23 protein-coding genes are annotated in these 25,247 nt (G+C 73.2%); 14 read left to right on the top strand and 9 right to left on the bottom strand.

Translation table 11 applies throughout. The features are described 5' to 3' along the window. Nucleotides 1-42: 42 nt before the first annotated feature. Genes AS857_RS34365 through paaA form a run of 5 tightly spaced genes read right to left on the bottom strand, consistent with a single transcriptional unit; the run spans nt 43 to nt 3,621 of the window. Nucleotides 43-1,137: a 2Fe-2S iron-sulfur cluster-binding protein gene (locus tag AS857_RS34365; protein WP_058047391.1), complete on the bottom strand. Its 1,095-nt coding sequence runs from the start codon at nt 1,135-1,137 to the stop codon at nt 43-45. Then, nucleotides 1,138-1,641 (bottom strand): 1,2-phenylacetyl-CoA epoxidase subunit PaaD, encoded by a 504-nt coding sequence (paaD, locus tag AS857_RS34370; protein ID WP_058047392.1) that lies wholly within the window; start codon nt 1,639-1,641, stop codon nt 1,138-1,140. Continuing rightward, nucleotides 1,635-2,360, bottom strand: coding sequence for a 1,2-phenylacetyl-CoA epoxidase subunit PaaC (paaC, locus tag AS857_RS34375; RefSeq protein ID WP_058047559.1), 726 nt, complete (start codon nt 2,358-2,360; stop codon nt 1,635-1,637). The genes paaD and paaC overlap by 7 nt, the downstream gene beginning before the upstream one ends. Nucleotides 2,361-2,371: 11 nt before the next feature. Next, on the bottom strand, nt 2,372-2,659 hold the full coding sequence (paaB, locus tag AS857_RS34380; RefSeq protein WP_058047393.1) for a 1,2-phenylacetyl-CoA epoxidase subunit PaaB: 288 nt from the start codon (nt 2,657-2,659) through the stop codon (nt 2,372-2,374). Beyond that, nucleotides 2,656-3,621, bottom strand: coding sequence for a 1,2-phenylacetyl-CoA epoxidase subunit PaaA (gene paaA, locus AS857_RS34385; protein WP_058047394.1), 966 nt, complete (start codon nt 3,619-3,621; stop codon nt 2,656-2,658). The genes paaB and paaA overlap by 4 nt, the downstream gene beginning before the upstream one ends. A gap of 184 nt (nt 3,622-3,805) precedes the next feature. Here paaA and AS857_RS34390 point away from each other — a divergent pair, with 184 nt between their 5' ends. Genes AS857_RS34390 through AS857_RS34400 form a run of 3 tightly spaced genes read left to right on the top strand, consistent with a single transcriptional unit; the run spans nt 3,806 to nt 6,460 of the window. Continuing rightward, nucleotides 3,806-4,474 (top strand): DUF5819 family protein, encoded by a 669-nt coding sequence (locus AS857_RS34390; RefSeq protein WP_058047395.1) that lies wholly within the window; start codon nt 3,806-3,808, stop codon nt 4,472-4,474. Next, nucleotides 4,471-5,691, top strand: a complete 1,221-nt coding sequence (locus AS857_RS34395) for an HTTM domain-containing protein (RefSeq protein ID WP_058047396.1) — start codon at nt 4,471-4,473, stop codon at nt 5,689-5,691. Before AS857_RS34390 ends, AS857_RS34395 begins: the two co-directional genes overlap by 4 nt. Before the next feature lie 4 nt (nt 5,692-5,695). Further along, on the top strand, nt 5,696-6,460 hold the full coding sequence (locus tag AS857_RS34400) for a TrmH family RNA methyltransferase (RefSeq protein WP_058047397.1): 765 nt from the start codon (nt 5,696-5,698) through the stop codon (nt 6,458-6,460). Here the strand turns inward: AS857_RS34400 and paaN are convergent. After that, complete coding sequence (gene paaN, locus AS857_RS34405) at nt 6,457-8,160, bottom strand: phenylacetic acid degradation protein PaaN (protein WP_058047398.1); 1,704 nt, start codon at nt 8,158-8,160, stop codon at nt 6,457-6,459. The two genes, AS857_RS34400 and paaN, sit on opposite strands and share 4 nt — an antisense overlap. Before the next feature lie 139 nt (nt 8,161-8,299). On the opposite strand from paaN, the gene AS857_RS34410 reads away from it, so the two are divergent. Both AS857_RS34410 and AS857_RS34415 read left to right on the top strand, forming a co-directional pair. Further along, nucleotides 8,300-9,820 (top strand): 3-hydroxyacyl-CoA dehydrogenase, encoded by a 1,521-nt coding sequence (locus AS857_RS34410; RefSeq protein ID WP_058047399.1) that lies wholly within the window; start codon nt 8,300-8,302, stop codon nt 9,818-9,820. 2 nt (nt 9,821-9,822) lie between these two features. Continuing rightward, nucleotides 9,823-10,422 carry a TetR/AcrR family transcriptional regulator gene (locus tag AS857_RS34415; RefSeq protein ID WP_058047400.1) on the top strand — a complete coding sequence of 200 codons (600 nt, stop codon included), beginning with the start codon at nt 9,823-9,825 and terminating at the stop codon, nt 10,420-10,422. On the opposite strand, the gene AS857_RS34420 is transcribed toward AS857_RS34415, so the two are convergent. Further along, entirely contained in the window at nt 10,419-10,907 is a 489-nt protein-coding gene (locus AS857_RS34420) for an Lrp/AsnC family transcriptional regulator (RefSeq protein ID WP_058047401.1), read from the bottom strand. The genes AS857_RS34415 and AS857_RS34420 overlap by 4 nt on opposite strands. Before the next feature lie 183 nt (nt 10,908-11,090). Between AS857_RS34420 and pdhA the strand changes: the two genes are divergently transcribed. Genes pdhA through AS857_RS34445 form a run of 5 tightly spaced genes read left to right on the top strand, consistent with a single transcriptional unit; the run spans nt 11,091 to nt 17,437 of the window. Continuing rightward, nucleotides 11,091-12,248: a pyruvate dehydrogenase (acetyl-transferring) E1 component subunit alpha gene (gene pdhA, locus AS857_RS34425; RefSeq protein WP_058047402.1), complete on the top strand. Its 1,158-nt coding sequence runs from the start codon at nt 11,091-11,093 to the stop codon at nt 12,246-12,248. After that, the gene (locus AS857_RS34430) at nt 12,245-13,261 is read left to right on the top strand and encodes an alpha-ketoacid dehydrogenase subunit beta (RefSeq protein WP_058047403.1); all 1,017 of its coding nucleotides are present in this window, start codon (nt 12,245-12,247) and stop codon (nt 13,259-13,261) included. Before pdhA ends, AS857_RS34430 begins: the two co-directional genes overlap by 4 nt. Next, nucleotides 13,261-14,898 (top strand): dihydrolipoamide acetyltransferase family protein, encoded by a 1,638-nt coding sequence (locus AS857_RS34435; RefSeq protein ID WP_058047404.1) that lies wholly within the window; start codon nt 13,261-13,263, stop codon nt 14,896-14,898. Before AS857_RS34430 ends, AS857_RS34435 begins: the two co-directional genes overlap by 1 nt. A 35-nt stretch (nt 14,899-14,933) precedes the next feature. Further along, on the top strand, nt 14,934-15,905 hold the full coding sequence (locus tag AS857_RS34440; RefSeq protein WP_058047405.1) for an NTP transferase domain-containing protein: 972 nt from the start codon (nt 14,934-14,936) through the stop codon (nt 15,903-15,905). After that, nucleotides 15,902-17,437 (top strand): molybdopterin molybdotransferase MoeA, encoded by a 1,536-nt coding sequence (locus tag AS857_RS34445; protein ID WP_079110922.1) that lies wholly within the window; start codon nt 15,902-15,904, stop codon nt 17,435-17,437. Before AS857_RS34440 ends, AS857_RS34445 begins: the two co-directional genes overlap by 4 nt. 25 nt (nt 17,438-17,462) lie before the next feature. On the opposite strand, the gene AS857_RS34450 is transcribed toward AS857_RS34445, so the two are convergent. Continuing rightward, a complete protein-coding gene (locus AS857_RS34450) occupies nt 17,463-18,563 on the bottom strand; it encodes a potassium channel family protein (RefSeq protein WP_245700771.1) in 1,101 nt (366 codons plus the stop codon). 51 nt (nt 18,564-18,614) lie between these two features. On the opposite strand from AS857_RS34450, the gene AS857_RS34455 reads away from it, so the two are divergent. From AS857_RS34455 to AS857_RS34465, 3 genes are all read left to right on the top strand, one after another. Beyond that, on the top strand, nt 18,615-19,592 hold the full coding sequence (locus AS857_RS34455) for an NAD(P)H-quinone oxidoreductase (protein ID WP_058047406.1): 978 nt from the start codon (nt 18,615-18,617) through the stop codon (nt 19,590-19,592). A gap of 194 nt (nt 19,593-19,786) precedes the next feature. Then, the gene (locus AS857_RS34460; RefSeq protein WP_058047407.1) at nt 19,787-20,425 is read left to right on the top strand and encodes a hypothetical protein; all 639 of its coding nucleotides are present in this window, start codon (nt 19,787-19,789) and stop codon (nt 20,423-20,425) included. Nucleotides 20,426-20,628: 203 nt separating this feature from the next. Continuing rightward, nucleotides 20,629-21,189 carry a bacterial proteasome activator family protein gene (locus AS857_RS34465; RefSeq protein WP_058047408.1) on the top strand — a complete coding sequence of 187 codons (561 nt, stop codon included), beginning with the start codon at nt 20,629-20,631 and terminating at the stop codon, nt 21,187-21,189. Between the two features lie 181 nt (nt 21,190-21,370). Here the strand turns inward: AS857_RS34465 and AS857_RS34470 are convergent, their stop codons facing one another. Further along, the gene (locus AS857_RS34470) at nt 21,371-23,140 is read right to left on the bottom strand and encodes a protein kinase domain-containing protein (RefSeq protein ID WP_058047409.1); all 1,770 of its coding nucleotides are present in this window, start codon (nt 23,138-23,140) and stop codon (nt 21,371-21,373) included. Between the two features lie 383 nt (nt 23,141-23,523). Between AS857_RS34470 and AS857_RS34475 the strand changes: the two genes are divergently transcribed. Then, nucleotides 23,524-25,179: a protein kinase domain-containing protein gene (locus AS857_RS34475; protein ID WP_058047410.1), complete on the top strand. Its 1,656-nt coding sequence runs from the start codon at nt 23,524-23,526 to the stop codon at nt 25,177-25,179. Nucleotides 25,180-25,247 lie beyond the last annotated feature (68 nt).

The raw sequence follows: 25,247 nt of genomic DNA on the forward strand, positions 1-25,247 counted from the left end.
ATGGTCCGTCAATCTAGGGCGGTGGGCGGCAAATGGGAACGCTCAGCGGTCGAAGTCGAGCTCCACCTCCTCCGTCAGCGGATGCGACTGGCACGCCAGCACATGGCCGCTCTCGATCTCTTCCGGCTCCAGTGCGAAGTTCCGGTCCATCCGCACCTCGCCCCTGACCAGGAACGCCCGGCACGTCCCGCACACCCCGCCCTTGCAGGCGTAGGGCGCGTCCGGCCGGTTCCGCAGGACCGTCTCCAGCAGCGACTCCCCTTCCCGCACCGGCCAGCTGCCGCCGCGCCCGTCGAGGTTCGCGGTCACCGTGCTGTGCGCGGGCGAGCCGGCGGGAGCGGCCTGGCCGGACTCCACGGCGGCACCGGACTCCACATGGAAGATCTCCTGGTGGATGCGTTCCCGCCCCACCCCGAGGCCGCGAAGCGCCCGCTCCGCACCCCGCACCAGGCCGAAGGGCCCGCACAGGAACCAGCCGCCGATCTCCTCCACCGGCACCAGCGCGGGCAGCAGCCGGGCCAGCCGCTCCTCGTCCAGCCGCCCGGACGGCAGTCCGGCCTGCTGCTCCTCGCGGGAGAGCGCGTGCACCAGCTGGAAGCGGTCGGGGAAGCGGTCCTTGAGGTCGGCGACCTCCTCCAGGAACATCGTGGAGGCGGCGGTCCGGTCGCTGCGTATGAGACAGAAGCGGGCCTCGGGCACCCTCGCCAGCAGGGTCGAGGCGATGGACAGCACGGGGGTGATCCCGCTGCCGCCCACGATCGCGGCGAAGTGCCCGGCGCGCGGCTCCAGCACGAACCGCCCGGCCGGTGCCATCACCTCCACGGTGTCCCCGGCGGCCAGCTCCTTGAGGGCGTACGTCGAGAACTCGCCGCCGTCGACCAGCCGCACGCCCACCCTCAGCTCCGCGGGGCCCGGCGCCCCGGGGGAGGGCGCGGGGGCGCACAGCGAATACGTACGGCGGATCTCGCCGCCGTCGCGGGTGGGGCGGCGGACGGCGATGTGCTGGCCGGGGGCGTAGCGGTAGGTCTCCCGCAGCTCGGGGGGCACGGCGAAGGCGACGGCGACCGAGTCGTCGGTGAGGGGGTCGACGGAGGCCACTCGCAGGGGGTGGAAGGCGCCGTGGCGGGCCGCTGCCATCTACAGCTCCTTGAAGTGGTCGAACGGCTCCCGGCACGCCTCGCAGCGGCGCAGGGCCTTGCAGGCGGTGGACGAGAAGCGGCTGAGCAGCGTGGTCTCGGTGGAGCCGCAGTGCGGGCACCGGATGCCCAGGCCGACCATGACGGGCCCGCCGGTGCCGGGGCCCGTGGGCCGGGGCGGCGCTATGCCGAACTCGGCGAGCTTGCGGCGCCCTTCGGCCGTGATGTCGTCCGTGGACCAGGCGGGGGAGAGCACGGTGCGGACGGACACCTCGGCCTGGCCGTGCTCGTGCAGCACGCGCTCGATGTCCGCGGACATGGCCTCGATCGCGGGGCAGCCGGTGTAGGTGGGGGTGAGCTCGACCTCGACCCGGCCGGGGCCGGTGACGTGCAGGTCGCGCAGCACGCCCAGCTCGGCCAGGGTGAGCACGGGCAGCTCGGGGTCGGGGACGGCTCCGGCCAGGGCGCGCAGCTGCTCCTCCAGGGCGGTGGGCGCGGTCACCATGACGCCCCCGGGTGGCTGCGGTGCAGATGCTGCATCTCCGCGAGCATCCGCCCGAACGGCTCGGTGTGGATGCCCTGCCGGCCCGCCCCGGCCGTCCACGCACCGCTCTGCGGGCCGGAGGGCAGGGTGAGCGTGGCGCGCTCGACGACGCCGGTCACCGCCGACAGCCAGGCCTCGCGCAGGGCGCTCCAGTCGACCGGCAGTCCCTCGACGGGTTCGAAGAGCTCGCCCGTGTACCTCCAGAGGGCGTCCAGGCCTCGCTGCATGCGGGCCCGGCTCTCCTCCGTGCCGTCGCCGAGCCGCAGCGTCCAGTGCTCGGCGTGGTCGCGGTGGTAGGCGACCTCCTTGACGGCCTTGCCGGCCAGCGGTGCGACCGGCCCGCCGGCCGTGGCCAGCTGCCCGTACAGCAGGTGCTGGTAGGTGGAGAAGTACAGCTGGCGGGCGATGGTGCGGGCGAAGTCGCCGTTGGGCTGCTCGACGAGCTGGGCGTTGCGGAACGCGCGCTCTTCCCGCAGATAGGCCAGCTCGTCCTCGTCGCCGACGAGGGAGAGCAGGGTGCGGGCCTGGCCGAGCAGGTCGAGGGCGATGTTGGCGAGGGCGACCTCCTCCTCGAGCACCGGGGCGTGCCCGGCCCACTCCCCCAGCCGGTGGGAGAGCACCAGGGCGTCGTCCCCGAGGGCCAGCGCGGCCGCGGCCAGGGGGGCTTCCACAGCGGTCACGGGCTCGCCGTTCACAGGTGCCGCACCCCTTCCGGGATCTCGTAGAAGGTCGGGTGGCGGTAGGGCTTGTCGGCCGCGGACTCGAAGAAGGGGTCCTTCTCGTCGGGGGAGGAGGCGGTGACCGCGGTGGAGGGCACCACCCAGATCGAGACCCCCTCGGAGCGGCGGGTGTAGAGGTCGCGGGCGTTGCGCAGGGCCATCTCCGCGTCCGGGGCGTGGAGGCTGCCCGCGTGGGTGTGGGCGAGGCCGCGCCTGCTGCGCACGAAGACCTCCCACAGCGGCCAGTCAGCGTTCGTCATGCCGTCGCCTTTCCGTGCTTGGCCGCGTATGCGGCGGCTGCCTCGCGCACCCATGCGCCCTCTTCATGGGCCCGCCGGCGCTGATCGATCCGCTGGTCGTTGCAGGGGCCGTTGCCGCGGAGCACCTCCTGGAACTCCGTCCAGTCGATGGGGCCGAAGTCGTGGTGCCCGCGCTCCTCGTTCCACCGGAGGCCGGGGTCGGGCAGGGTCAGGCCGAGGGAGTCGGCCTGGGGGACGCAGATGTCCACGAACCGCTGGCGCAGCTCGTCGTTGGAGTGCCGCTTGATCTTCCAGGCCATGGACTGGGCCGAATGGGAGGACTCGGCGTCGGGCGGGCCGAACATCATCAGTGAGGGCCACCACCAGCGGTCCACGGCGTCCTGCGCCATGGCGTGCTGGGCCTCGGTGCCACGGCTCAGGGCGAGCAGCAGCTCGTAGCCCTGGCGCTGGTGGAAGGACTCCTCCTTGCAGATGCGGACCATGGCGCGGGCGTAGGGCCCGTAGGAGCAGCGGCACAGCGGGACCTGGTTGGTGATCGCGGCGCCGTCGACGAGCCAGCCGATGGCGCCCACGTCGGCCCAGGTCAGGGTGGGGTAGTTGAAGATCGATGAGTACTTCTGGCGGCCCGAGTGGAGCTTGTCGAGCAGCTCGTCGCGCCCGGTGCCCAGGGTTTCGGCGGCGCTGTAGAGGTAGAGGCCGTGGCCGGCTTCGTCCTGCACCTTGGCCATGAGGATCGCCTTGCGGCGCAGCGAGGGCGCGCGGGTGATCCAGTTGGCCTCCGGCTGCATGCCGATGATCTCGGAGTGGGCGTGCTGCGCTATCTGGCGGACGAGGGTGGCGCGGTAGGCGTCGGGCATCCAGTCCCGCGGCTCGATGCGCTCGTCGGCCGCCACGGCGGCGTCGAAGGCCGCCTCGTAGCCCGCGGTGTCCCGGGCTCCTGTGTCCGGCGCCATCGTCGTCATGGCATGCCCCCTGCCTCTCCGCCCGCTTGCGACCGGCCCGACCGACCGATCGTTCGGTTCAATGGTGGTGCGGCCGCCCAGGGGTGTCAAGCCTGTGGATAACCCCCGGGCGCTGTGCCCCGCCGGACGACCTGGGTACCGTTCGGGTGCACAGCACAGGCAGGACGCAGGAACGGGGCGGGGCATGGAGTCGGATGACGGGCATGAGCGGGCCGGCGGCCTAGCGGGGCTGTCCCTGCCCGCGCGCCTCGTCGTCGCGGCGGGCGCAGCGGTGATCGCGGTGACGGCGGGGGTGCACCTGGCGATGGTGTTCCTGCACGTGGCGCCGTCGAACACGGTCACCAAGCAGAACGCGGCGGCGATAGACGACTACATCTATCCCGAGTACGAGCAGAACTGGAAGTTCTTCGCTCCCAACCCGCTCCAGCAGAACGTCGCCGTGCAGGCCCGCGCCGAGCTCGCCGGTCCCGACGGGCGGACCACGGTGACCGGCTGGACCGACCTGACCGCGAAGGACGGCGCCGCCATCCGGCACAACCTCCTCCCCAGCCACACGCAGCAGAACGAGCTGCGCCGGGCCTGGGACTTCTACACCAACTCCCATGACGTCAAGGAAGCGCCCAACGGGCTGCGCGGCGACCTCTCCGAGCAGTACATACGGCGCATCGTCGTCGGCCGCCTCGGCCCCGAGCAGGACGGGCGCAGCATCCGCCGCGTCCAGGTGCGCGCCGTGACCACCCTGGTCGCGCCGCCGGTCTGGAGCGACGAGAAGGGCGGGGCCAAGCCCGCCTACCGGGTGCTGGGCTGGTGGCCGGTCACCGCCGCCGACCGTACGGAGGCGAAGAACCGATGAGCACGACCCTGCCGCTCGGCGCCCGGATCACGCGCGCCGCCGACCGCGTCACGAGCAGCCCCCTCGGCGCCCACCAGACGGCCGTGATCCGTATTGGCCTCTCCTTCACGTGGCTGGTCTTCCTGCTGCGCGAATGGCCGAACCGGCACGAGATGTACGGGCCCGACGGGCCGTGGAGCTGGGAGATGGCGCGTCGGCTGACCGCCGACAACCACGCCTTCACCGCCCTGCTGTGGTCCGACGGCGGCCTGTGGTTCGAGGCCGTCTACGCCTTCGCCGTCGTGACCGCCGCCCTGCTGACCCTGGGCTGGCGCACCCGCACCATGACCGTGCTCTCCATGGTCGGCGTGCTGTCGCTGCAGAACCGCAGCGTCTTCCTCGGCGACGGCGGCGACAATGTCATCCACCTGATGGCCCTCTACCTGATCCTCACGCGCTGCGGGCGGGTCTGGTCGCTGGACGCCCGCCGCGCCGCGAAGCAGGCCGGCGCCCCCGCCCGCCCGGACGTGACGGGCATCGTGCTGTGGGCCGCCTGCGGGCTCGCGCTGGCCGCCGCGCAGATCCTCGGCGAAACCCGGATGTCCTGGACCGACCACGGCCCGCTGCCCGGCATCGGCTGGGCCACCGCGCTGTGGGGCCTGTGGCTCGTCCAGGCCCTGTGGTGGCTCGCGGGGCGCTACGCACCCGAACCCCGCGCCGTCCTGGACGTCCTGGCCAACCTGCTGCACAACGCGGGCCTGCTGGTGATCATGGCCGAGGTCTGCCTGATCTACGCCACGGCCGGCTGGTACAAGATCCAGGGCTCGCGCTGGCAGGACGGCACCGCGCTCTACTACCCGCTGCACCTCGACTACTTCTCGCCCTGGCCCGAGCTCTCCCACGCGCTCGCCGGCAGCGGACTGCTCGTGCTGCTGCTCAGCTACGGCACCGTGGCCGTGCAGGTCGCCTTCCCCTTCACCCTGCTCAACCGGCGGGTGAAGAACGTCCTGCTGGCCGTGATGATGATGGAGCACCTCGGCATCGCCCTCCTGCTCGGGCTGCCGTTCTTCTCCCTCGCGATGATCGTGGCCGACGCGGTCTTCCTCCCCACCTCCTTCCTGCGCCGTCTGGGCCCCCTCGCCGCCCGCGCCCGCGACCGGCTGCTGCCGGCCCGTAAGCAGCCCGTTCCGGCGCAGCGCGAAGGCGACGAAGCGGCCGCCCGGACTCTCGTAGGCTGAGGGCATGACCGAGGACGAAGCCGCTGCCGCCGTGCGGCAGTGGGGCGAGCACGCCCCCGACGCCGTACTGCTCGACGGCTTCCACGCCCTGAAGCACGCCCTGCGCTTCGGCGCGGAGGTACGGCTCGCGGTCACCAGCGACAAGGCGGCGGCCCTGGAGCTCGCCGCCGCGCTGGCCGACGACCTCACGGGCGTCCTCGCCGAGCGACTGGTGGAGATCCCGGCGCAGGCCCTGCGCGAGCTGGTGCCCAGGATCCACCCCACCGGCGTGGCCGCGCTCGCCGTGCGGCCGGCCCGCAGGGCGAACCTCGACGCGCTCTCACGGGCGCCCCGGCAGGCCCCCGTCGTCGTTCTGGACAACCCCCGCAACCTCGGCAACGTGGGCGCCGTGATCCGGCTGGCGGCCGGTTTCGGCGCCACCGGCGTCGTCACCACCGGGGACATGGACCCCTGGCACCCCAACGCCGTGCGCGCCGGGGCGGGCCTGCACTACGCCACCGCCGTCGAACGGCTGCCGCTGCCCGAGCTCCCGCCCGGGCCGCTGTACGCACTGGACCCTGAGGGCGACGACATCCGCTCCCTCACACTGCCCGACGACGCGCTGATCGCCTTCGGCTCCGAGCGCCACGGCATCTCGCCCGAGCTGCGCGAGAGGGCGACCCGGCTGGTCGCCCTCCCCATGCGGCCGCAGGTCTCCAGCTACAACCTCGCCACGAGCGTCGCCATGGCGCTGTTCCACTGGGGAGGACCGGGCCCGGACCGGGGCTAGGCCGGGCGGCGCACCTCGACCGTGCGGAAGCGGTTCGCGACGAACGCGCCGTCGCACAGGGCCGCATTGGCGGCGGGGTTGCCGCCGGAGCCGTGGAAGTCGGAGAAAGCCGCCGTCTGGTTCACGAACACCCCGCCCGTCAGGTTGAGCGAGAGCTGGGCGCACTCCTCCAGGCAGGCCTCCTCCACCAGCCGCTCGACCTCGGGCGACGTGGTGTACGCGCCGACGGTCATCGCGCCCTTCTCCCGCACCGTGCGGCGCAGCAGCTCCACGGCGTCCGCCGCGGAGTCGACGGCCACGGCGAAGGAGACCGGGCCGAAGCACTCCGAGAAGTAGGCCGCTTCGGCGTCGGGCTTGGCGCCGTCCAGCTTCACGATCACCGGGGTGCGGACGGTGGCGCCGGGGAACTCGGGGTTGGCCACCGTGCGGGAGGCGAGGGCGACTTCGCCGAGCTGCGCGGCGGCGTCGATCCGCTCCTTGACCTGGTTGTTGACGATGGCGCCCAGCAGGCCGTTCGCCCGGGCGTCGTCGCCCAGCAGGCCCTCGACCGCGGCGGCCAGGTCGGACACCACCTCGTCGTAGGACTTGTGCCCGGCGTCGGTGGCGATGCCCTCGCGGGGGATCAGGAAGTTCTGCGGGGTGGTGCACATCTGGCCGCTGTAGAGGGACAGCGAGAAGGCCAGGTTGCCGAGGAGGCCCTTGTAGTCGTCGGTGGAGTCGAGCACGACCGTGTTGACGCCGGCCTTCTCCGTGTAGACCTGCGCCTGGCGGGCGTTGGCCTCCAGCCAGTCGCCGAAGGCGGTGGAGCCGGTGTAGTCGATGATGCGGATCTCCGGGCGCACGGCCAGGGTCTTGGCGATGCCCTCGCCGTCCCGCTCGGCGGCCAGCGCCACCAGGTCGGGCGAGAAGCCGGCCTCGCGCAGCACCTCGCGCGCGATGCGCACGGTCAGGGCCAGGGGCAGCACCGCGCGCGGGTGCGGCTTGACCAGGACGGCGTTGCCCGTGGCGAGCGAGGCGAAGAAGCCGGGGAAGCCGTTCCACGTGGGGAAGGTGTTGCAGCCGATGAGCAGGGAGACGCCGCGCGGGACGGCCGTGAACTCCTTGCGCAGCTCCAGGGGATCGCGCTTGCCCTGCGGCTTGGACCACTGGGCCGAGCCGGGCGTGCGGACCTGCTCCGCATAGGCGTAGGCGACGGCCTCCAGGCCCCGGTCCTGGGCGTGCGGTCCGCCGGCCTGGAAGGCCATCATGAACGCCTGGCCGCTGGTGTGCATCACGGCGTGGGCGAACTCGTGCGAGCGGGCGTTGATCCGCGCGAGGATCTCCAGGCAGACCGCGGCCCGCACCTCCGGCCCCGCCTCGCGCCACTGCGGCATCGCCGCGCGCAGCGCCGGCAGCAGCTCGTCGACGGCCGGGTGCGGATACTCGATGCCGAGCTCGATCCCGAACGGCGACACCTCGGCGCCCGCCCAGCCGTCCGTGCCCGGCTGGTCCAGCTCGAAGCGCGTGCCGCGCAGCGCCTCGAAGGCGGCCTGGCCCTCGGCGGGGCTCAGGCTGCCCGGCACGGCGCCCTCCGCGCCGTAAGCCTTCGGGTGCTCGGGGAAGGGGGACCAGTAGGCGCGCGTGCGGACGGCATCCAGCGCCTGATCCAGGGTGGGGCGGTGCTTCTCGGTCAACTGAGCGGTGGTGAGTCCGGCGGTCACGGCTGACCAACTCCTTGTCGAGCGGGGCTCCGATACGGGGGACCAGACGCACCCCCGGTGGATACAGTAACCGAACGATCGGTCGGGACAAGGGGGCCCGGCAATCCTGTGGAAAAACACTTCGGGGAGGATCACTGCCATGACCGCAATCGACCCGGCCGGCACCGTTGCCGTCGTCGGCGCCGGCACCATGGGCCAGGGCATCGCCCAGGTCGCCCTGACCGCGGGCCACCCCGTGCGGCTGTACGACGCCGCGCCCGGCCGTGCGGAGGAGGCGGCGCGGGCGATCGCCGCCCGGCTCGGCCGCCTGGTGGACAAGGGCAGGCTCGACGCGGCCGGCCGGGACGCGGCTCTCGCCCGTCTGCGGCCCGCCGCACGGCTCGCCGAACTCGCCGACTCCGCGCTCGTCATCGAGGCGATTGTCGAGCAACTGCCCGCCAAGCAGAAGCTGTTCGCCGAGCTGGAATCGGTCGTTCCAGACGCGTGCCTGCTGGCCACCAACACCTCGTCCCTGTCGGTGACCGCCGTCGCCGGCGGCCTGAGGCTCCCCGGCCGCTTCGTCGGCCTGCACTTCTTCAACCCCGCACCGCTGCTGCCGCTGGTGGAGGTCGTCCGGGGCTTCGCCACGGACGCGGCTGCCGCCGAGCGGGCGGCGGCCACGGTGGCCGCGTGGGGCAAGACCGCGGTGACCTGCGCCGACACCCCCGGCTTCATCGTCAACCGGGTCGCCCGGCCCTTCTATGCGGAGGCCTTCCGCGTCTACGAGGAGGGCGGTGCCGACCCCGCGACCATCGACGCCGTGCTGCGGGAGTGCGGCGGGTTCCGTATGGGCCCCTTCGAGCTGACCGACCTCATCGGCCAGGATGTGAACAACGCTGTCACCCGTTCGGTCTACGAGGCGTTCTTCCACGATCCTCGGTTCACGCCCTCGCTCGCCCAGCAGCGGCTTGTGGAGGCCGGGCTCCTCGGCCGGAAGACCGGCCGCGGGTGGTTCGCCTACGGCGAGGGAGCCGAAAGGCCGGAGCCGGCCACGGCGGAGCCGTGCGAGCCGCCCGCGGAGATCGGCTGGCACGGCAAGGCCCCGCGCATCTGCGCCCCCCTGCGGGACATGATCGAGGAAGCCGGGATCAAGGTCGTGCGCGACCGTACGCCCTACGAACCCGGGTGGTACGTCCCGCTCCCCGACGGTGCGATGCTGACCCTCACCGGCGGTGAGGCGGCCACCCCCGAGAACGGCGGGACGCACATCTACTTCGACCTGGCCCACGACTACCGCACCTGCACGCGGATCGCCCTCGCACCCTCCGAGAATGCCTCGGCACGGGACGTGGAGGCCGCCGTGGGCCTGTTCCAGGCGCTCGGCAAGAAGGTCAGCGTCATCGCGGACGTCCCGGGTCTGATCGTCGCCCGTACGGTCGCCATGCTCGTCGATTTCGCCGAGGACGCCGCCGGGCGCGGCGTCGCGAGCCGCGAGGACATCGACACCGCCATGCGGCTGGGCGTGAACTACCCGCGCGGTCCGCTGGAGTGGGGCCGGGAGATCGGCCTGACCTGCGTGCGCGGCATTCTGTGGGGCCTGGCCCAGGACTATCCCGGCGGCCGCTACGACCCCTCCCTGTCCCTACGCCGCCGTGCGGCCGTCGAAGAGAGCCTGCTGTAATCATGACCATGGCCAAGCGCGACACCTACACGCCCGAATCGCTGCTCGCGGTCGCCGTCGAGGTGTTCAACGAGCGGGGCTACGACGGCACGTCCATGGAGCACCTCTCCAAGGCTGCCGGGATCTCCAAGTCCTCCATCTACCACCACGTGAAGGGCAAGGAAGAGCTGCTCCGGCTCGCGATAAGCCGTGCCCTGGACGGGCTCTTCGCCGTGCTGGACGAGCCGGGGGCGACCGGGGGACGCGCCGTCGACCGCCTGCAGTACGTCACCCGGCGCACCGTCGAGGTGCTCATGGCCGAGCTGCCCTACGTGACGCTGCTGCTGCGCGTGCGCGGCAACACCGACACCGAGCGCTGGGCGATGGAGCGCCGCCGCGAGTTCGACCACCGCGTCGCCGACCTGCTCAAGCAGGCGGCGGCCGACGGCGACCTGCGGGCGGACGTGGACGCACGGCTGGCCACCCGGCTGCTCTTCGGGATGATCAACTCCGTGGTGGAGTGGTACCGCCCCGGCCACGGCGGGGCGGCGACCAGCGAAGAAGTGGCCGATGCGGTGGTGCTGACGGCGTTCGCGGGCCTGCGCACCCCCGGGCGGGACTAGCCCTTCTCCTCGAGGTCCGTCTCCTCGAAGATCAGCAGCGTGCGGGTGCTGAGCACCTCGTCCATGGACTGGATGCGGGTCAGCACCAGCTCGCGCAGGGCGCGGTTGTCCTTGGTGTGCACCAGCAGGAGCACGTCGAAGTCCCCGCTGACCAGGGCGATGTGCGCGGCCCCCGGCAACTTCAGGAGCTTGTCGCGGACCGTGCGCCAGGAGTTCTGCACGATCTTCAGCGTGATGTACGCCGATGCACTCTGCCCCGCCCGCTCCTGGTCGACCCGCGCGCTGAAACCCCGGATCACCCCGTCGTCGATGAGCCGGTTGATCCGGGCGTAGGCGTTGGCGCGCGACACGTGCACACGCTCGGCGACGGAGCGTATCGACGCGCGTCCGTCGGCCTGGAGCATGCGCAGGATGGCGCGGTCTATCTCGTCCAGTGGCCGCGCCGGTGCCCTGCTCCCGGTGAAGGCCATCTGTTCGTCCGGCATGGCGTCCCGCCTCCCCCTCTTGGACGTCCTGGCCATATCTCAGGCTGTGGAGAACCGTTTGTCCACAGGCTCGGGCCGCCTGTAGCCAAAATGTGCCGACGACCGAACAATCGGTAGGGAGGGCGTCGGCGGGATTTCGCCGTACGTCCGGTCAAGCCCGTCCCCACAAAGGAGGTGCTCGTCATGACGGTTCTGGAGCAGCCCGGTTCCTACCGGCCCACCCCGCCCCCCGCCTGGCGGCCCCGCACCGACCCCGCACCCCTGCTTCCCGACGCGGAGCCGTATCGCGTGCTGGGCACCGAGGCGGCGGACGGGCTCGACGCCGGGCTGCTGCTCCGGCTCTACGGCCACCTCGTCCGCGGCCGGAGATACAACGCCCAGGCCACCGCGCTCACCCGCCAGGGACGGCTCGCCGTCTACCCCTCCTCCACCGGGCAGGAGGCGTGCGAGGTCGCCGCCGCGCTCGCCCTGCAGGAGCAGGACTGGCTCTTCCCGAGCTACCGCGACACCCTCGCCGCCGTCGCCCGCGGCCTCGACCCCGTCCAGGCGCTCACGCTCCTGCGCGGCGACTGGCACACCGGATACGACCCCCACGAGCACAGGATCGCACCGCTGTGCACCCCGCTGGCCACCCAGCTGCCGCACGCGGTGGGCCTCGCCCACGCCGCCCGCCTCAAGGGCGACGACGTGGTCGCGCTCGCCATGGTCGGCGACGGCGGCACCAGCGAGGGCGATTTCCACGAGGCGCTGAACTTCGCCGCCGTCTGGCGGGCCCCCGTCGTCTTCCTCGTGCAGAACAACGGCTTCGCGATCTCCGTGCCGCTCGCCAAGCAGACCGCGGCCCCCTCGCTCGCCCACAAGGCCGTCGGCTACGGCATGCCCGGCCGGCTCGTGGACGGCAACGACGCCGCCGCCGTCCACGAGGTGCTCACCGACGCCGTGCGGCGGGCCCGCGAAGGCGGCGGCCCCACCCTCGTGGAAGCCGTCACCTACCGCATGGACGCCCACACCAACGCCGACGACGCCACCCGCTACCGCAGCGACGCCGAAGTCGAGACCTGGCGCGGCCACGACCCCGTCGCCCTGCTGGAGCAGGAGCTGACCGCACGCAAGCTCCTGGACGAGGCCGGCATGGCCGCCGAGCGGGAAGCGGCCGAGCGCATGGCCGCCGACCTGCGCGAGCGCATGAACCAGGACCCCGTGCTGGACCCCATGGACCTCTTCACCCACGTCTACGCCGAGCAGACCGCCCAACTGCGGGAGCAGGCCGGGCTGCTGCGCGCCGAGCTCGACGCCGCGGCGGAAGCCGCCCCGGACTCCCCGGAAGGGACGCAGCGATGACCACCGCGGCTGTCAGGGCCGGAGCCCGGCCCTCCTCCATGGCCCAGGCCCTCAACCGGGCCCTGCGCGACGCCATGGCCGAGGACCCGTCCGTCCACGTCCTCGGAGAGGACGTCGGAGCGCTCGGCGGCGTCTTCCGCGTCACCGACGGCCTGGTGAAGGAGTTCGGCGAGGACCGCTGCACCGACACCCCGCTCGCCGAGGCCGGCATCCTCGGCACGGCCGTCGGCATGGCCATGTACGGGCTGCGGCCCGTGGTCGAGATGCAGTTCGACGCCTTCGCCTACCCCTCGTTCGAGCAGCTCATCAGCCACGTCGCCCGGATGCGCAACCGCACCCGCGGCGCCGTGTCCATGCCGCTCACCGTCCGCGTGCCCTACGGCGGCGGCATCGGCGGCGTCGAGCACCACAGCGACTCCTCCGAGGCGTACTACATGGCCACCCCCGGCCTCCACGTCGTCACCCCCGCCACCGTCGCCGACGCCTACGGGCTGCTGCGCGCGGCGATCGCCTCCGACGACCCCGTCGTCTTCCTGGAGCCCAAGCGGCTCTACTGGTCCAAGACCGAGTGGGACCCCGAGGCGCCCGAGGCGGTGCCCGCCATAGGGCGCGCCGCCGTCCGCCGCCGCGGCACCTCCGCCACGCTCATCACGTACGGGCCGTCGCTGCCGGTCTGCATGGAGGCGGCCGAGGCGGCCGTCGCCGAAGGCTGGGACCTCGAAGTCGTCGACCTGCGCTCCCTCGTGCCCTTCGACGAGGAGACGGTCTGCACCTCCGTCCGGCGCACCGGGCGCGCCGTGATCGTCCACGAGTCGACCGGATTCGGCGGCCCCGGCGGGGAGATCGCGGCCCGGATCACCGAGCGCTGCTTCCACCACCTGGAGGCGCCGGTGCTGCGCGTCGCCGGCTTCGACATCCCGTACCCGCCGCCGATGCTGGAGCGGCACCACCTGCCCGGGGTCGACCGGGTGCTGGACGCGGTCGCACGGCTGCAGTGGGAGGCGGAGAGCTGATGCCCGAGGTCAAGGAATTCCGGCTGCCCGATCTCGGCGAGGGGCTCACCGAGGCGGAGATCGTGCGCTGGCTGGTCGAGGTCGGCGAGGTCGTCGCCGTCGACCAGCCGGTCGTGGAGGTCGAGACGGCCAAGGCGATGGTCGAAGTCCCGTGTCCGTACGGGGGCGTGGTGACGGCGCGCTTCGGCGAGGAGGGCACGGAGCTTCCCGTGGGGGCGCCGCTGCTGACGGTCGCCGTCGGAGCGCCCGCGGAGACGGGGGCCGGCCCTGCGGCGGAGTCCTCCGGCAATGTGCTCGTGGGCTACGGCACGGGGGCGCCTGCGGCGCGGCGCCGCCGTGTCCGGCCACAGGCCGGTGGGTTCGGGGGCGCTTCCGGTGCGGGGTCCGCCTCCGGTGCCGGGTCCGCGGGCGGCTCGGCGGAGCCGGGTGCGCCGGGGGCAGGCGGGGACCGCCGGTCAGGTTCGTACGGGCCGGGCGCCGCTGCGGCTGAGGGGACGGCTGAGGCTTCCGGTGATCCTTCGGGCGGGGGTCCGGCCGGGCCGGACAGCCTGGAGGCGGGCGGGCACCGCCGATCCCGTTCGTATGGGCTGAGCGCCGCTGCGGCTGGGGGTATGGCCGAGGCGGCCGGCGGCCCTGCTGCCGGGGGGCCGGCCGGGGCGGCCAGTGGCCTTGCGGGGCGGGGAGCGTCTGCGGTCGTGACCGGAGAGCGGCGTGCCGGCGTGGTCGCGGCCGGGTCGGAAGGTCCCGCCTCCACCGGCCCCGTTCCCGTCGTCTCCCCCCTCGTCCGGAAGCTGGCCCGTGAACACGGGCTCGATCTGCGGGCCTTGACCGGGACCGGGCGGGACGGGCTGATTCTGCGCGCCGATGTGGAGCGTGCCGTGCGTGCCGCCGAGGCCGAGGCCGTGGCCGTCCCCGAGCCCACCTCGGCGGCCACCCCCGGCCCGGCGGGCGCCGAGCGCATCCCCCTGCGCGGGCTGCGCGGTGCCGTCGCCGAGAAGCTCGGCCGGAGCCGGCGGGAGATCCCCGACGCCACCTGCTGGGTGGACGCCGATGCCACCGAGCTGCTCGCCGCCCGCCGGGCCATGAACGCCGCTGGAGGGCCGAAAATCTCCCTCCTGGCCCTGCTCGCCCGCATCTGCACGGCCGCCCTGGCCCGGTATCCCGACCTCAACGCCACCGTCGACACCGAAGCCCGGGAGATCGTCCGCCTGCCCGGCGTCCACCTCGGCTTCGCGGCCCAGACCGAGCGCGGCCTGGTCGTCCCCGTCGTCCGGGACGCCCACCTGCGCAACGCCGCCGCCCTCTCCGCGGAGATCGCCCGCCTCACCGAGGCCGCGCGGTCCGGCACGCTGACGCCGGCCGACCTCACCGGCGGCACGTTCACGCTGAACAACTACGGCGTGTTCGGCGTCGACGGCTCCACGCCGATCATCAACCACCCCGAGGCGGCCATGCTCGGCGTCGGCCGGATAGTCCCCAAGCCCTGGGTCCACCAGGGAGAGTTGGCGGTACGGCACGTGGTGCAGCTGTCGTTCACCTTCGACCACCGGGTCTGTGACGGCGGCACGGCGGGAGGCTTCCTGAGGTACGTGGCCGACTGCGTCGAGCAGCCCGCTGTGTTGTTGCGCTCTCTCTGAGCTTTCGCCCCGCCCCGAACGGCCATACTCGTCGGGTGACTGGTTACGACGCGGTAGTGCTCGCCGGTGGCGCGGCCCGCAGACTGGGCGGCGCCGACAAACCCACCCTGCGCGTGGGCGGGCGGACGCTGCTGGACCGGGTGCTGGAGGCGTGCGCGGACGCCGAGGAGACCGTCGTCGTGGGGCCCCGCCGCCCCACCGCGCGGCCCGTGCGGTGGGCCCGCGAGGAGCCGCCCGGCGGCGGCCCCCTCGCCGGGCTCGCCGCCGGCCTGCGCCAGACGGCTTCCGCCACCACGCTCGTGCTCTCCGCCGACCTGCCGTTCCTGCGGGCCGAGACCGTACGGGCGCTGCTCGCCGCGGCGGCCACCGGCCGTCCGTACGTGGAGGGCGTTCTGCTCACCGACTTCGACGGGCGCGACCAGCCGCTGGTCGCCGCCTACCGCACGGAGCCGCTGCGCCGGGAGCTGGCGCTGCTCGCCGCCGAGCACGGCAGCCTCGCCGGGCTGCCCCTGCGGCTGCTCACCGACGAGCTGACCCTCGGCCGGTTCGCGCATCCGACGGCCTCCTTCGACTGCGACACCTGGGAGGACGTCGCCACCGCCCGCGCGCGCATCAGGGACGATGGGAGCGTGCTGGATGAATGGATCTCCGCGGCCAAGGCCGAACTCGGCATCGACCTCGACGTCGACACCACCGCCCTGCTGGACCTCGCGCGCGACGCCGCGCACGGCGTGGCCCGCCCCGCGGCGCCCCTGACGACGTTCCTCGTCGGCTACGCCGCGGGCCGCGCGGGCGGCGGCCCCGAAGCGGCGGCCGAAGCGACCCGCAAGGCCGTGGCACTCGCCCAGCGATGGGCGGCGGAAGCAGCTGCGGGGGCGGCTGCCGCCGAGGGGGGCGCGGCGGGGAAGCCCGCCGGGGACAGCGCAACCGGCAAGGCCGCCGACCGTGGCGTTGCCGGGAAGGCCGGTGGCCGTGGTGTGGATGGGAAGGCCGACGGGGCGCGATGAGTGACGCTGACGCGGATTCATCGCTCGACCGGGCGACGGACGAGGCACTGGCCCTCTTCGCCGACGACCGGCGGAGCCACCACGCCCGCCCCGCGGACCGCCACGCCGAGCGGCCCGCCCACGGCGTCGACGACGCCCCGCGCGGCAGCGCCCAAGCCCCGTACCTGTACTTCCCGTTCGACGAGATACCCGTCGGGGGCGGCGTGGTCGACGGCGGACGGAGCGTCGGCGCCACGCCCCGCAGGCACGGTCCCGAGGACGGGACCGGCCCCGCACCCGCCCCCGCCTTCGACGCCTTCCCCCTCATCGACGTCGCCGAGGACGAAAAGCGGGCCCGCCACATGACGGCCGACGCCACCCCCCACTCCACCCCCTGGCCCACGGCCCGTGCCGTAGCCGCCGCGGCCGCCGACGCCCTCCCCGCCGAGGAGCGGCCCCTCGGCGACGCCCTCGGGCAGGTCCTCGCCGAGCCGCTCGTCGCCCTCACCGACCTGCCCTCCTTCGACACCTCCGCCATGGACGGCTGGGCCGTCTCCGGCCCCGGCCCCTGGCGCCTGCCCCCGCCCGGCGAACAGGACGTCCTCGCCGGCCGCCCCGGCACGGGCCCGCTGCGCGACGGGCACGCCCTGCGGATCGCCACGGGGGCACGCATTCCGGCCGGGGCGACGGCCGTGCTCCGCAGCGAGCACGGCGAAGTCACCGTGCAGGGCGAGCTGCTCGCCGGCCGGCACGTCAGCCACGGCCAGGACATCCGGCCGCGCGGCGGCGAGTGCCTGCAGGGCGACCGGCTCGTGCCCGCGGGGACGGTCGTCACGCCGCCCCTGCTCGGCCTCGCGGCCGCCGCCGGCTACGACACGCTGACCGTCACCCGCCGCCCCCGCGTCGACGTGCTCGTCCTCGGCGACGAGCTCCTCCAGGAGGGCCTGCCCGAAGGCGGTCTGATCCGGGACGCGCTCGGCCCGATGCTCGGACCCTGGCTGCGGGCGCTCGGCGCCGAGCCGGGCGAGGCCCTGCGCATCGGTGACGACGCGGACGCGCTGTACGAGGCGCTGGCCGCCTCCACCGCGGACGTGGTCGTCACCACCGGCGGCACCGCCTCCGGGCCCGTGGACCACGTCCACCCCACGCTGCACCGCCTGGGCGCCGAGCTGCTGGTCGACGGCGTCTCCGTGCGGCCCGGGCACCCCATGCTGCTCGCCCGGCTCGCGCCCGGCCGCCTCGTCGTCGGGCTGCCCGGGAACCCGCTCGCCGCGGTGGCCGGTCTGCTGACGCTCGCCGAGCCGTTGCTGCGCACGCTCACCGGGCGCGCGGCGGACGAGCCCGCGCGGGCCGTGCCGGTGGAGCCGGTGCCCGGGCACCCTGCCGACACCCGGCTCGTGCCGGTCACGTACGAGGGCCCCGGCCGGGTGAGGCCTCTGCGGTTTCACGGGCCCGCGATGCTGCGGGGGCTGGCGGCGGCCGACGCGTTGGCGGTCGTGCCGCCGGGCGGCGCGGGACGGTCCGTGGACGTGGAGGTCCTGGGGCTCCCGTAGTCCCGGGGTCTCCGTGCCGGAGGGGTCAGTCCGCTTCGGGCGCCCCGGCCTTCCTGATCGTGATCACCCTGTCCGCCAGCTGCAGCGTCTCCACCTCCGGGTCCGTGAAGTGCAGGAGGCGGTGCCCGCGGACCACCGCCACGACCAGGTCCTCGCAGTCGCGCGGCGAGTGGCCCGCCTCCCGCTTGGTGACCGGGCGTTCGGCGACGTCCAGGCCGTTCCCGTACGTCAGCAGGTCCTCCAGGACCGTGCCGACGTTGGGGCTCATCATCGACATGCCGAGCAGGCGGCCGGCCGAGCTGGAGCTGGTCACGACCGTGTTCGCGCCGCTCTGCCGCAGCAGCGGCACGTTCTCGTCCTCCCGGACGGCGACGACGATCTTGGCCGACTTGTTCAGCTGCCGGGCCGTCAGGGTGACCAGCGCCGCCGTGTCGTCCCGCTGGGTGGTGATCACGACCTGCGAGGCCCGCGCCAGCTCCGCCCGCAGCAGGGTCTCGGAGCGCGTGGCGTCGCCCATGACGCCCACCAGGCCCTCGGCCGCCGCGGCGTCGACGACCTTCTTCTGCGGGTCGACCACGACGATCTGGTTCTTGGGCTTGCCCTGCCCGAGCAGCGTCTCGACGGCGTGCCGGCCCTTGGTGCCGTAGCCGACGACGACGGTGTGCTCCCGCATCCGGGACCTCCAACGGTGGATGCGCACCTCGTGGCGCGTCCGCTCGGTCAACACTTCCAGGGTCGTTCCCACCAAAATGATCAGGAACAGCACGCGCAGCGGCGTGACCAACAAGATATTCGTCAGCCGCGCCGAGTCGCTCACGGGCGTGATGTCGCCGTAGCCCGTGGTCGACAGCGTCACGGTCGCGTAGTAGGCGGCGTCCAGGAAGTCGACCCCGCCGTCGGAGTTGTCGTGGTAGCCCGCGCTGTCGGCGTAGACGATCAGCGTGGTGACGGCCAGCACCAGCAGGGCCATGACCAGCCGCTGCAGCACCTGCCGCAGCGGCGCCGCGACCCGCCGGGCGGGCATCACGATCGAGCGGCCCGCCTCGGCGTCGTCGTCGGCCTCGCTGCGGGTGCGGTTCCACAGGGTGCGGAACAGCGAGATCCGGTTCATCTTGCGCGTCACCATGGCCCCCATATTCCGTGATCTTCCCGGTGCCCCGGAGGTAGCCTCGCGACCATGTATGCGATCACCATTCCCGAACCAGGCGGGCCCGAGGCCCTGGTGTGGACCGAAGTGCCCGATCCCGTACCCGGTGAGGGCGAGGTTCTGGTCGAGGTCGTGGCCAGCGCGGTCAACCGTGCAGACGTCGTCCAGCGGCAGGGTTTCTACGACCCGCCGCCCGGCGCGTCCCCCTACCCGGGCCTGGAGTGCTCCGGCCGGATCGCGGCGCTCGGCCCCGGGGTCAGCGGCTGGGCGGTCGGCGACGAGGTGTGCGCGCTGCTGGCGGGCGGAGGGTACGCGCAGAAGGTCTGCGTCCCCGCGGGCCAGCTCCTGCCCGTCCCGGACGGCATGGACCTGGTCACGGCGGCCTGTCTGCCGGAGGTGACCGCGACCGTCTGGTCCAACGTGTTCATGGTGGCCCACCTGCGCCCCGGCGAGACCTTCCTGGTCCACGGCGGCGGCAGCGGCATCGGCACCATGGCCGTGCAGCTGGCCAAGGCCGTCGGTGCGCGCGTCGCCGTGACCGCGGGCAGCGGGGACAAGCTGGAGGCCTGCCGCGAGCTGGGGGCGGACATCCTCATCGACTACCGCGAGCAGGACTTCGTCGAGGAGCTGCACAAGGTCACCGGCGGCGTCGGAGCCGACGTCATCCTCGACATCGTCGGGGCGAAGTACCTCGAGCGGAACGTGGACGCCCTCGCCGTCAACGGCCGCCTGGTGATCATCGGCCTGCAGGGCGGCCGCACGGCCGAGCTCGACCTCGCCGCCCTCCTCACCAAGCGCGCCGCGGTCATGGGGACCTCCCTGCGCGGCCGCCCGCTGGCCGAGAAGACGGCGATCATCGCGGCCGTGCGGGAGCACGTGTGGCCGCTCATCGCCGGCGGACGGGTGCGGCCGGTCGTGGACCGCACGATGCCGATGTCGGAGGCCGCCGAGGCCCACCGCGTCATGGAGCAGAGCGCCCACGTGGGGAAGATCCTCCTCACGGTCTGAGCCGATGGACTCATGGTCTGAAACCGGTGCTCACGGTCTGAACCGATGGATCCGGCCGTTCCGGCGGTTCCGGCGGTTCCGGCCGGCCCGGTCCCCGGCCACCCTCCTGAACCACCCACCGCGCCGCCCCGCCCACCCCGTGTGAGGGTGGGTGCGAGCGGCTCCGGCGGCGAGCGGAGGGAGGCGACGTGGGCATGGGCGGCCGACTGCGGGCGGGCCTGCGGACCGGGTTCATAGCCGGGCCGGTGCTCGCGGCCACCGTGCTGGTCGTCGCCGTCGCACCGGGCCTGGAGCCCCCGGACCCGTCTCCCGGACGGCCTCCGCCGGGCCCGGCCGGCACCGCGCCCGGCCCCACGCTCCGCCCCCCGCCCCCGCCCCCGTCGGGCTCCGGTGAAGGCCGGCTCGCCGGGACGTCCGCGGGCGAGGGGCGCCTCCACCCCGGCCGGACGGCTCCGCCCTCGCCCTCCGGGATATCCGGGCCGCCCGGTCCGTCCGGGCCGCCCGGCGGGTCACCGTCCGCGGGCCCCTCCGACGCCCTTTCCGGCGACGGCGGCGAGGCCGCCGGCCCCGTGGAGGACGCGCCCGGGGAGGACGCCCCCGGCACCGGGCCCCCCGCGGCCGCCGACGAGGCGGGCGGCGCCGCCGAGCAGCCGCAGGGCCCCTTCGGACCGGTGACGCCCGACCCCGTCTCCACCCGCCCCGCCGCCGCCCGCAACGCCAGGAGCGCGGCCTACGGCGACCGCGTGCTGCGCGTCCTCCCCCTCGGCACGGGCCTCGCCCTCACCGGTCTCGGCCTCGGCTTCTTCGCCCTGCGGCTGAGGCGGCCGCGATAGGCCGCAGCCCGGCGTTGCGGGCGTCGACAAGACGATGAGATGCCGTACGCGAAGCCGCGGAAATGACGAACTGCCCGGGAAACCCCGGGAAAAAGGGGCGCACGGAGTGAAAAAGGGGCGCACGTCAGAGCGTGTGGCACGGTGGATCAGGCGTGTACGGGGGCATCAACAGGGGGAAATCACATGTGCGAGAGAATGGCGGCATGGATATGCCGAGGAATGAACGGTCGCAGGAGAGCCCGCAGGTCCTGGTCGTAGGCCCGGACGGCATGGCTCTCGGCAGCGCCAGCCCCGGCGGCGGGGAGGGCGACGACGAGTCGCGCGAGGTCCCGGTGACGGAGATGGTCGAACAGCCTGCGAAGGTCATGCGCATCGGCAGCATGATCAAGCAACTGTTGGAGGAAGTGCGGGCCGCCCCTCTCGACGAGGCGAGCAGGGTCCGGCTCAAGGAGATCCACCGCAGCTCCGTCAAGGAGCTGGAGGACGGCCTGGCCCCCGAGCTGGTCGAGGAGCTGGAGCGCCTGTCGCTTCCGTTCACCGACGACACGGTGCCGACCGAGGCGGAACTGCGCATTGCGCAGGCCCAGTTGGTCGGCTGGCTGGAAGGCCTGTTCCACGGCATCCAGACCGCGCTGTTCGCCCAGCAGATGGCGGCCCGCGCCCAGCTGGAGCAGATGCGCCGGGCGCTGCCGGCCGGTGTCCTCGGGGAGGACGACGGCGAGAGCCCGCAGCACGGCGGCGCGCGTTCGGGTCCTTACCTTTAAAGATCGGATCCGAAGGCCGAAGCCTGATGACCGAAACCGAAACTGAATAAGCGTCATTCCGCTTGTGCGTGTGCCCGGTACGTCCACTCAAGACGTACCGGGCACACGCACACGCACAAGCCCCCACAGGACCGGGGCCAGCATCCACAGGGCCGGGGCCCGAAGGCCCCGCCCGGGTCGATCAGGAGGCCGGGTCGCCCGTCGAGACGGTCAGCACGAACTGGTCCGACGGCGACTTCGGGTCGAACGGGTCGCCCGCGGCCGGCACCTGGTTGAGCACCGTGCCCTTGCCCCACGTGTTCTCGGACGACACGTCGATCCGGTACTTCCAGCCGGCGGCCTGCAGGCACGACTTCACCGAGTCGATGTACATGTACCGGAAGTCGGGAGCCGACTTCTTCGACTTGTCGCTGTAGTACTCGTAGGCCTTGGTGCACTTGGACGGGTCGATGGTCTTGCTCTTGTCGCCCTCCTTGTGCTTGCTCTGCGAGCCGCCGGTGGTGCCGCCCGCCGTGGTCGTGCCGCCGCCGCTGGTGCCGCCGCCACCGCCGGTGGTCGTGCCGCCGCCCGGGGTGACGGGCGCCTGGCTCTGCGTGCCGCCGGTGGTGCCGCCGGTGGTGCCCCCGGCCTCTTCGTTCTTCTCGCCGCCGCCGCTCAGCGCGATCGCCGCGATCACACCGATGACCGCGAGGCCCGCGACGACCGCGGAGCCGATGATGACGGGCTTGTTGCTCCTGCCGCCGCCCGACGGCGACCCGACGGAGGTCGACGGGCCGGAGGACGGGTTGATCGAGTAGGGCGGGGGCGTGCTGGGGCCCTGGGCGCCCTGGAAGGGCGCTACGGGCGTCGGGTAGCCCCCGGCGCCCTGGGCGGCCTGCTGAGCGCCCGAGGAGGGCCCGTAGCCGCCGTTGTACGGCCCGGGGGCCCCCGGGGCCTGGTAGGGCGTCTGGACGCCCCCCGGGCCCGGTGCGGGGGTCTGCTGGTCGACGGGCGGGAAGACGGCCGAGCTGACGCCCGCGCCGCTGCGCGCCGGGGGGCCGCCCGCGATGATGATCGGTGAGGGCGCGGTCTGCGCCGTGCTCGTCACCCGCGCGCACTCGTCGCGCATGGACTCGGCGCTCGGGAAGCGCTCGTTCGGGTTCTTCTTCAGCGCCCGGGCGACCAGGGCGTCGACCGCCGGCGGGATCGAGCGGTTGATCGAGGAGGGAGCGACCGGCTCCTCCTGGACGTGCGCGTAGGCGATGGCCAGCGGGGAGTCCGCGTCGAACGGCAGCCGTCCGGTCAGCAGCTCGAAGAGCATGATGCCGACCGAGTACAGGTCCGAGCGGGCGTCGACGCCGCGCCCGAGCGCCTGCTCGGGGGAGAGGTACTGGGGGGTGCCGACGACCATGCCGGTCTGCGTCATCGACGTGACGCCGGACTGCATGGCGCGGGCGATGCCGAAGTCCATGACCTTGACCACGCCGCGCTTGGTCATCATCACGTTGCCGGGCTTGATGTCGCGGTGGACCAGGCCCATCTCGTGGCTGACCTCGAGCGCCGCCAGCACATCGGCGGTGATCTTCAGCGCCTTCTCGGTCGGCATGGCGCCGTACTGGTGCACGTCGGCGTCGAGGACGGAGCGCAGCGGCTGGCCCTCGACGTACTCCATGACGATGTACGGCATGGTCGACCCGTCCAGGTCGTCCTCGCCCGTGTCGAACACCGAGACGATGTTGGTGTGTGTGAGCTTGGCGACGGCCTGCGCCTCGCGCCGGAACCGCTCGCGGAAGGACGCCTCGCGGCCCAGCTCCGTGTGGAGCGTCTTGATGGCGACCTGACGGTCCAGGACGGAGTCGTAGGCCAGGTGGACGGAGGCCATGCCGCCCTCGCCCAGCAGGTCGCGGAGCTGGTAGCGGCCGCCACCGACAGACCGGCCCGTGTAGCGGCCCTGTGCGCCGTCCTGGCTCATCGTTCTACTTCCCCCTTGGGCGCACTGCCTGGCATACGTTCCGGCATTCGGTTCGGCATACGGTTTGGCATGTGATTCGGCTTATGGTCCGCCGGCCCGGCGATCCGTACGGTGATCCGTGCGGCCCTGTTCCGTCGGTTCTGTCGATATATCTCGGCCAAGTCTGCCCCAGGTCGCGGGCACGTCAAGCCGCGTGCCCGTTCCGTGACGGGATGCGCGGCAAGACGTCACGAGATTTGCCTTGCCCGGGGCCGTACGGGTTTGATAGCGCGTCCATCCCGGACCGGCGCGCGCCGTGGAACCTGTAGCGTGCCTTAGCGGAAGACCGTTTTCCCACCGCAGCGCCTTCCGCGCGACGCGGCCAGACACGACGGCGAGGACTGATGGCACAGACGCAGAGCGCCCAGGGTCCGTCCGACCCTGACGCCAACGAGGGCGGAATGCCCGATGTGCCGGAAATGTGGGGTAACGGGGGGCTCGTCGGGGACGGACGTTACCGCCTCACGCACAGGCTGGGCCGCGGCGGCATGGCCGAGGTCTTCGCCGCCGAGGACGTGCGCCTGGGCCGCACGGTAGCGGTGAAGCTGCTCCGCGCCGACCTCGCCGAGGACCCGGTGTCCAAGGCCCGCTTCACCCGCGAGGCGCAGTCGGTCGCCGGGCTCAACCACCACGCGGTCGTCGCCGTTTACGACTCCGGCGAGGACACCGTCGGCCGCAACGTCGTGCCGTACATCGTCATGGAGCTGGTCGAAGGCCGCACCATCCGCGACCTGTTGCTCAACGCCGACGCCCCGCCGCCCGAGCAGGCGCTCATCATCGTCTCCGGCGTGCTGGAGGCCCTGGCCTACAGCCACCAGCACGGCATCGTGCACCGTGACATCAAGCCCGCCAACGTGATCATCACCAACAGCGGCGCGGTGAAGGTCATGGACTTCGGCATCGCCCGCGCCCTGCACGGCGCGGCCTCCACCATGACCCAGACCGGCATGGTCATGGGCACCCCGCAGTACCTCTCGCCCGAGCAGGCCCTCGGCAAGACCGTCGACGCCCGCTCGGACCTCTACGCCACCGGCTGCCTGCTCTACGAACTGCTGGCGCTGCGTCCGCCGTTCACCGGCGAGACCCCGCTCTCGGTCGTCTACCAGCACGTCCAGGACATGCCGGTGCCGCCGTCGCAGGTCCTCGGCAGCGTGCCGCCGGAGCTCGACGGCCTGGTCATGCGCTCCCTCGCCAAGGATCCGGACGACCGGTTCCAGAGCGCCGAGGAGATGCGCGGGCTGGTCCAGTACGCCCTGCAGATGCTGCACGACGCGGGCGCCCACTCCGGTGCCTGGGACACGGGCCCGATCGACCACATGGGCGGCGCCACGCAGGTGATGGGCGCCGTAGGCGGCCCGCACACCACCGCCATGCAGCACCCGCAGCACGGCGGCGGCACCTCCCAGCAGCCGATACTGCCGCCCCGCCACGGCGACGACGGCGGTTTCGACGGCTACGGCGGCAACGGCGGCCGGGGCGGCGGCAAGGGCAGGATGCTGCTCGTCGCCGCCGTCGTGGCGATCGTGCTGGTGGCGGGCGCGGTGTACGCGCTGAAGTCGTTCCAGACGAGCGGCGGCAAGACGGAGAGGAAGCCCGACAAGACCTCCGTCGGTCCGTCCACCCCCGGCCCCTCCGGCTCGCAGAGCCCCGACGCCCAGAAGTCCCCCTCCCCGGGCCACAACGGCACGACGGGCGACACGGGCCGTCAGCGCGATTCGGACAGCGAGGACGACACCACGGACACCGACGAGGGCACCGGCCGGCACAAGCCGTCGCACGGGACGTCCGCGCCGCCGTCCAGCGCCCCGCCCTCCACGGACCCGTCGACCCAGCCCGACCCGTCGAGCAAGCCGTCCACCGGCGGCGGCGACAACAAGCCCGGCACCACCGCGGGCCAGTCCGGCAGCACCGGTACCACCACGGGCACCACGACCGGGCAGACCGGCACCACCGGCACCACCGCCGGCCAGGGCGCCACGGGTACGACCCCGGGCACCTGATCCGGCCGGCGAGAAGCGGCAAGTACTTGAGGGCACCCGATGGCGCATCGGGTGCCCTCGGTCGTGTG

This window comes from Streptomyces roseifaciens, assembly GCF_001445655.1.
Lineage (GTDB): Bacteria > Actinomycetota > Actinomycetes > Streptomycetales > Streptomycetaceae > Streptomyces > Streptomyces aureoversilis.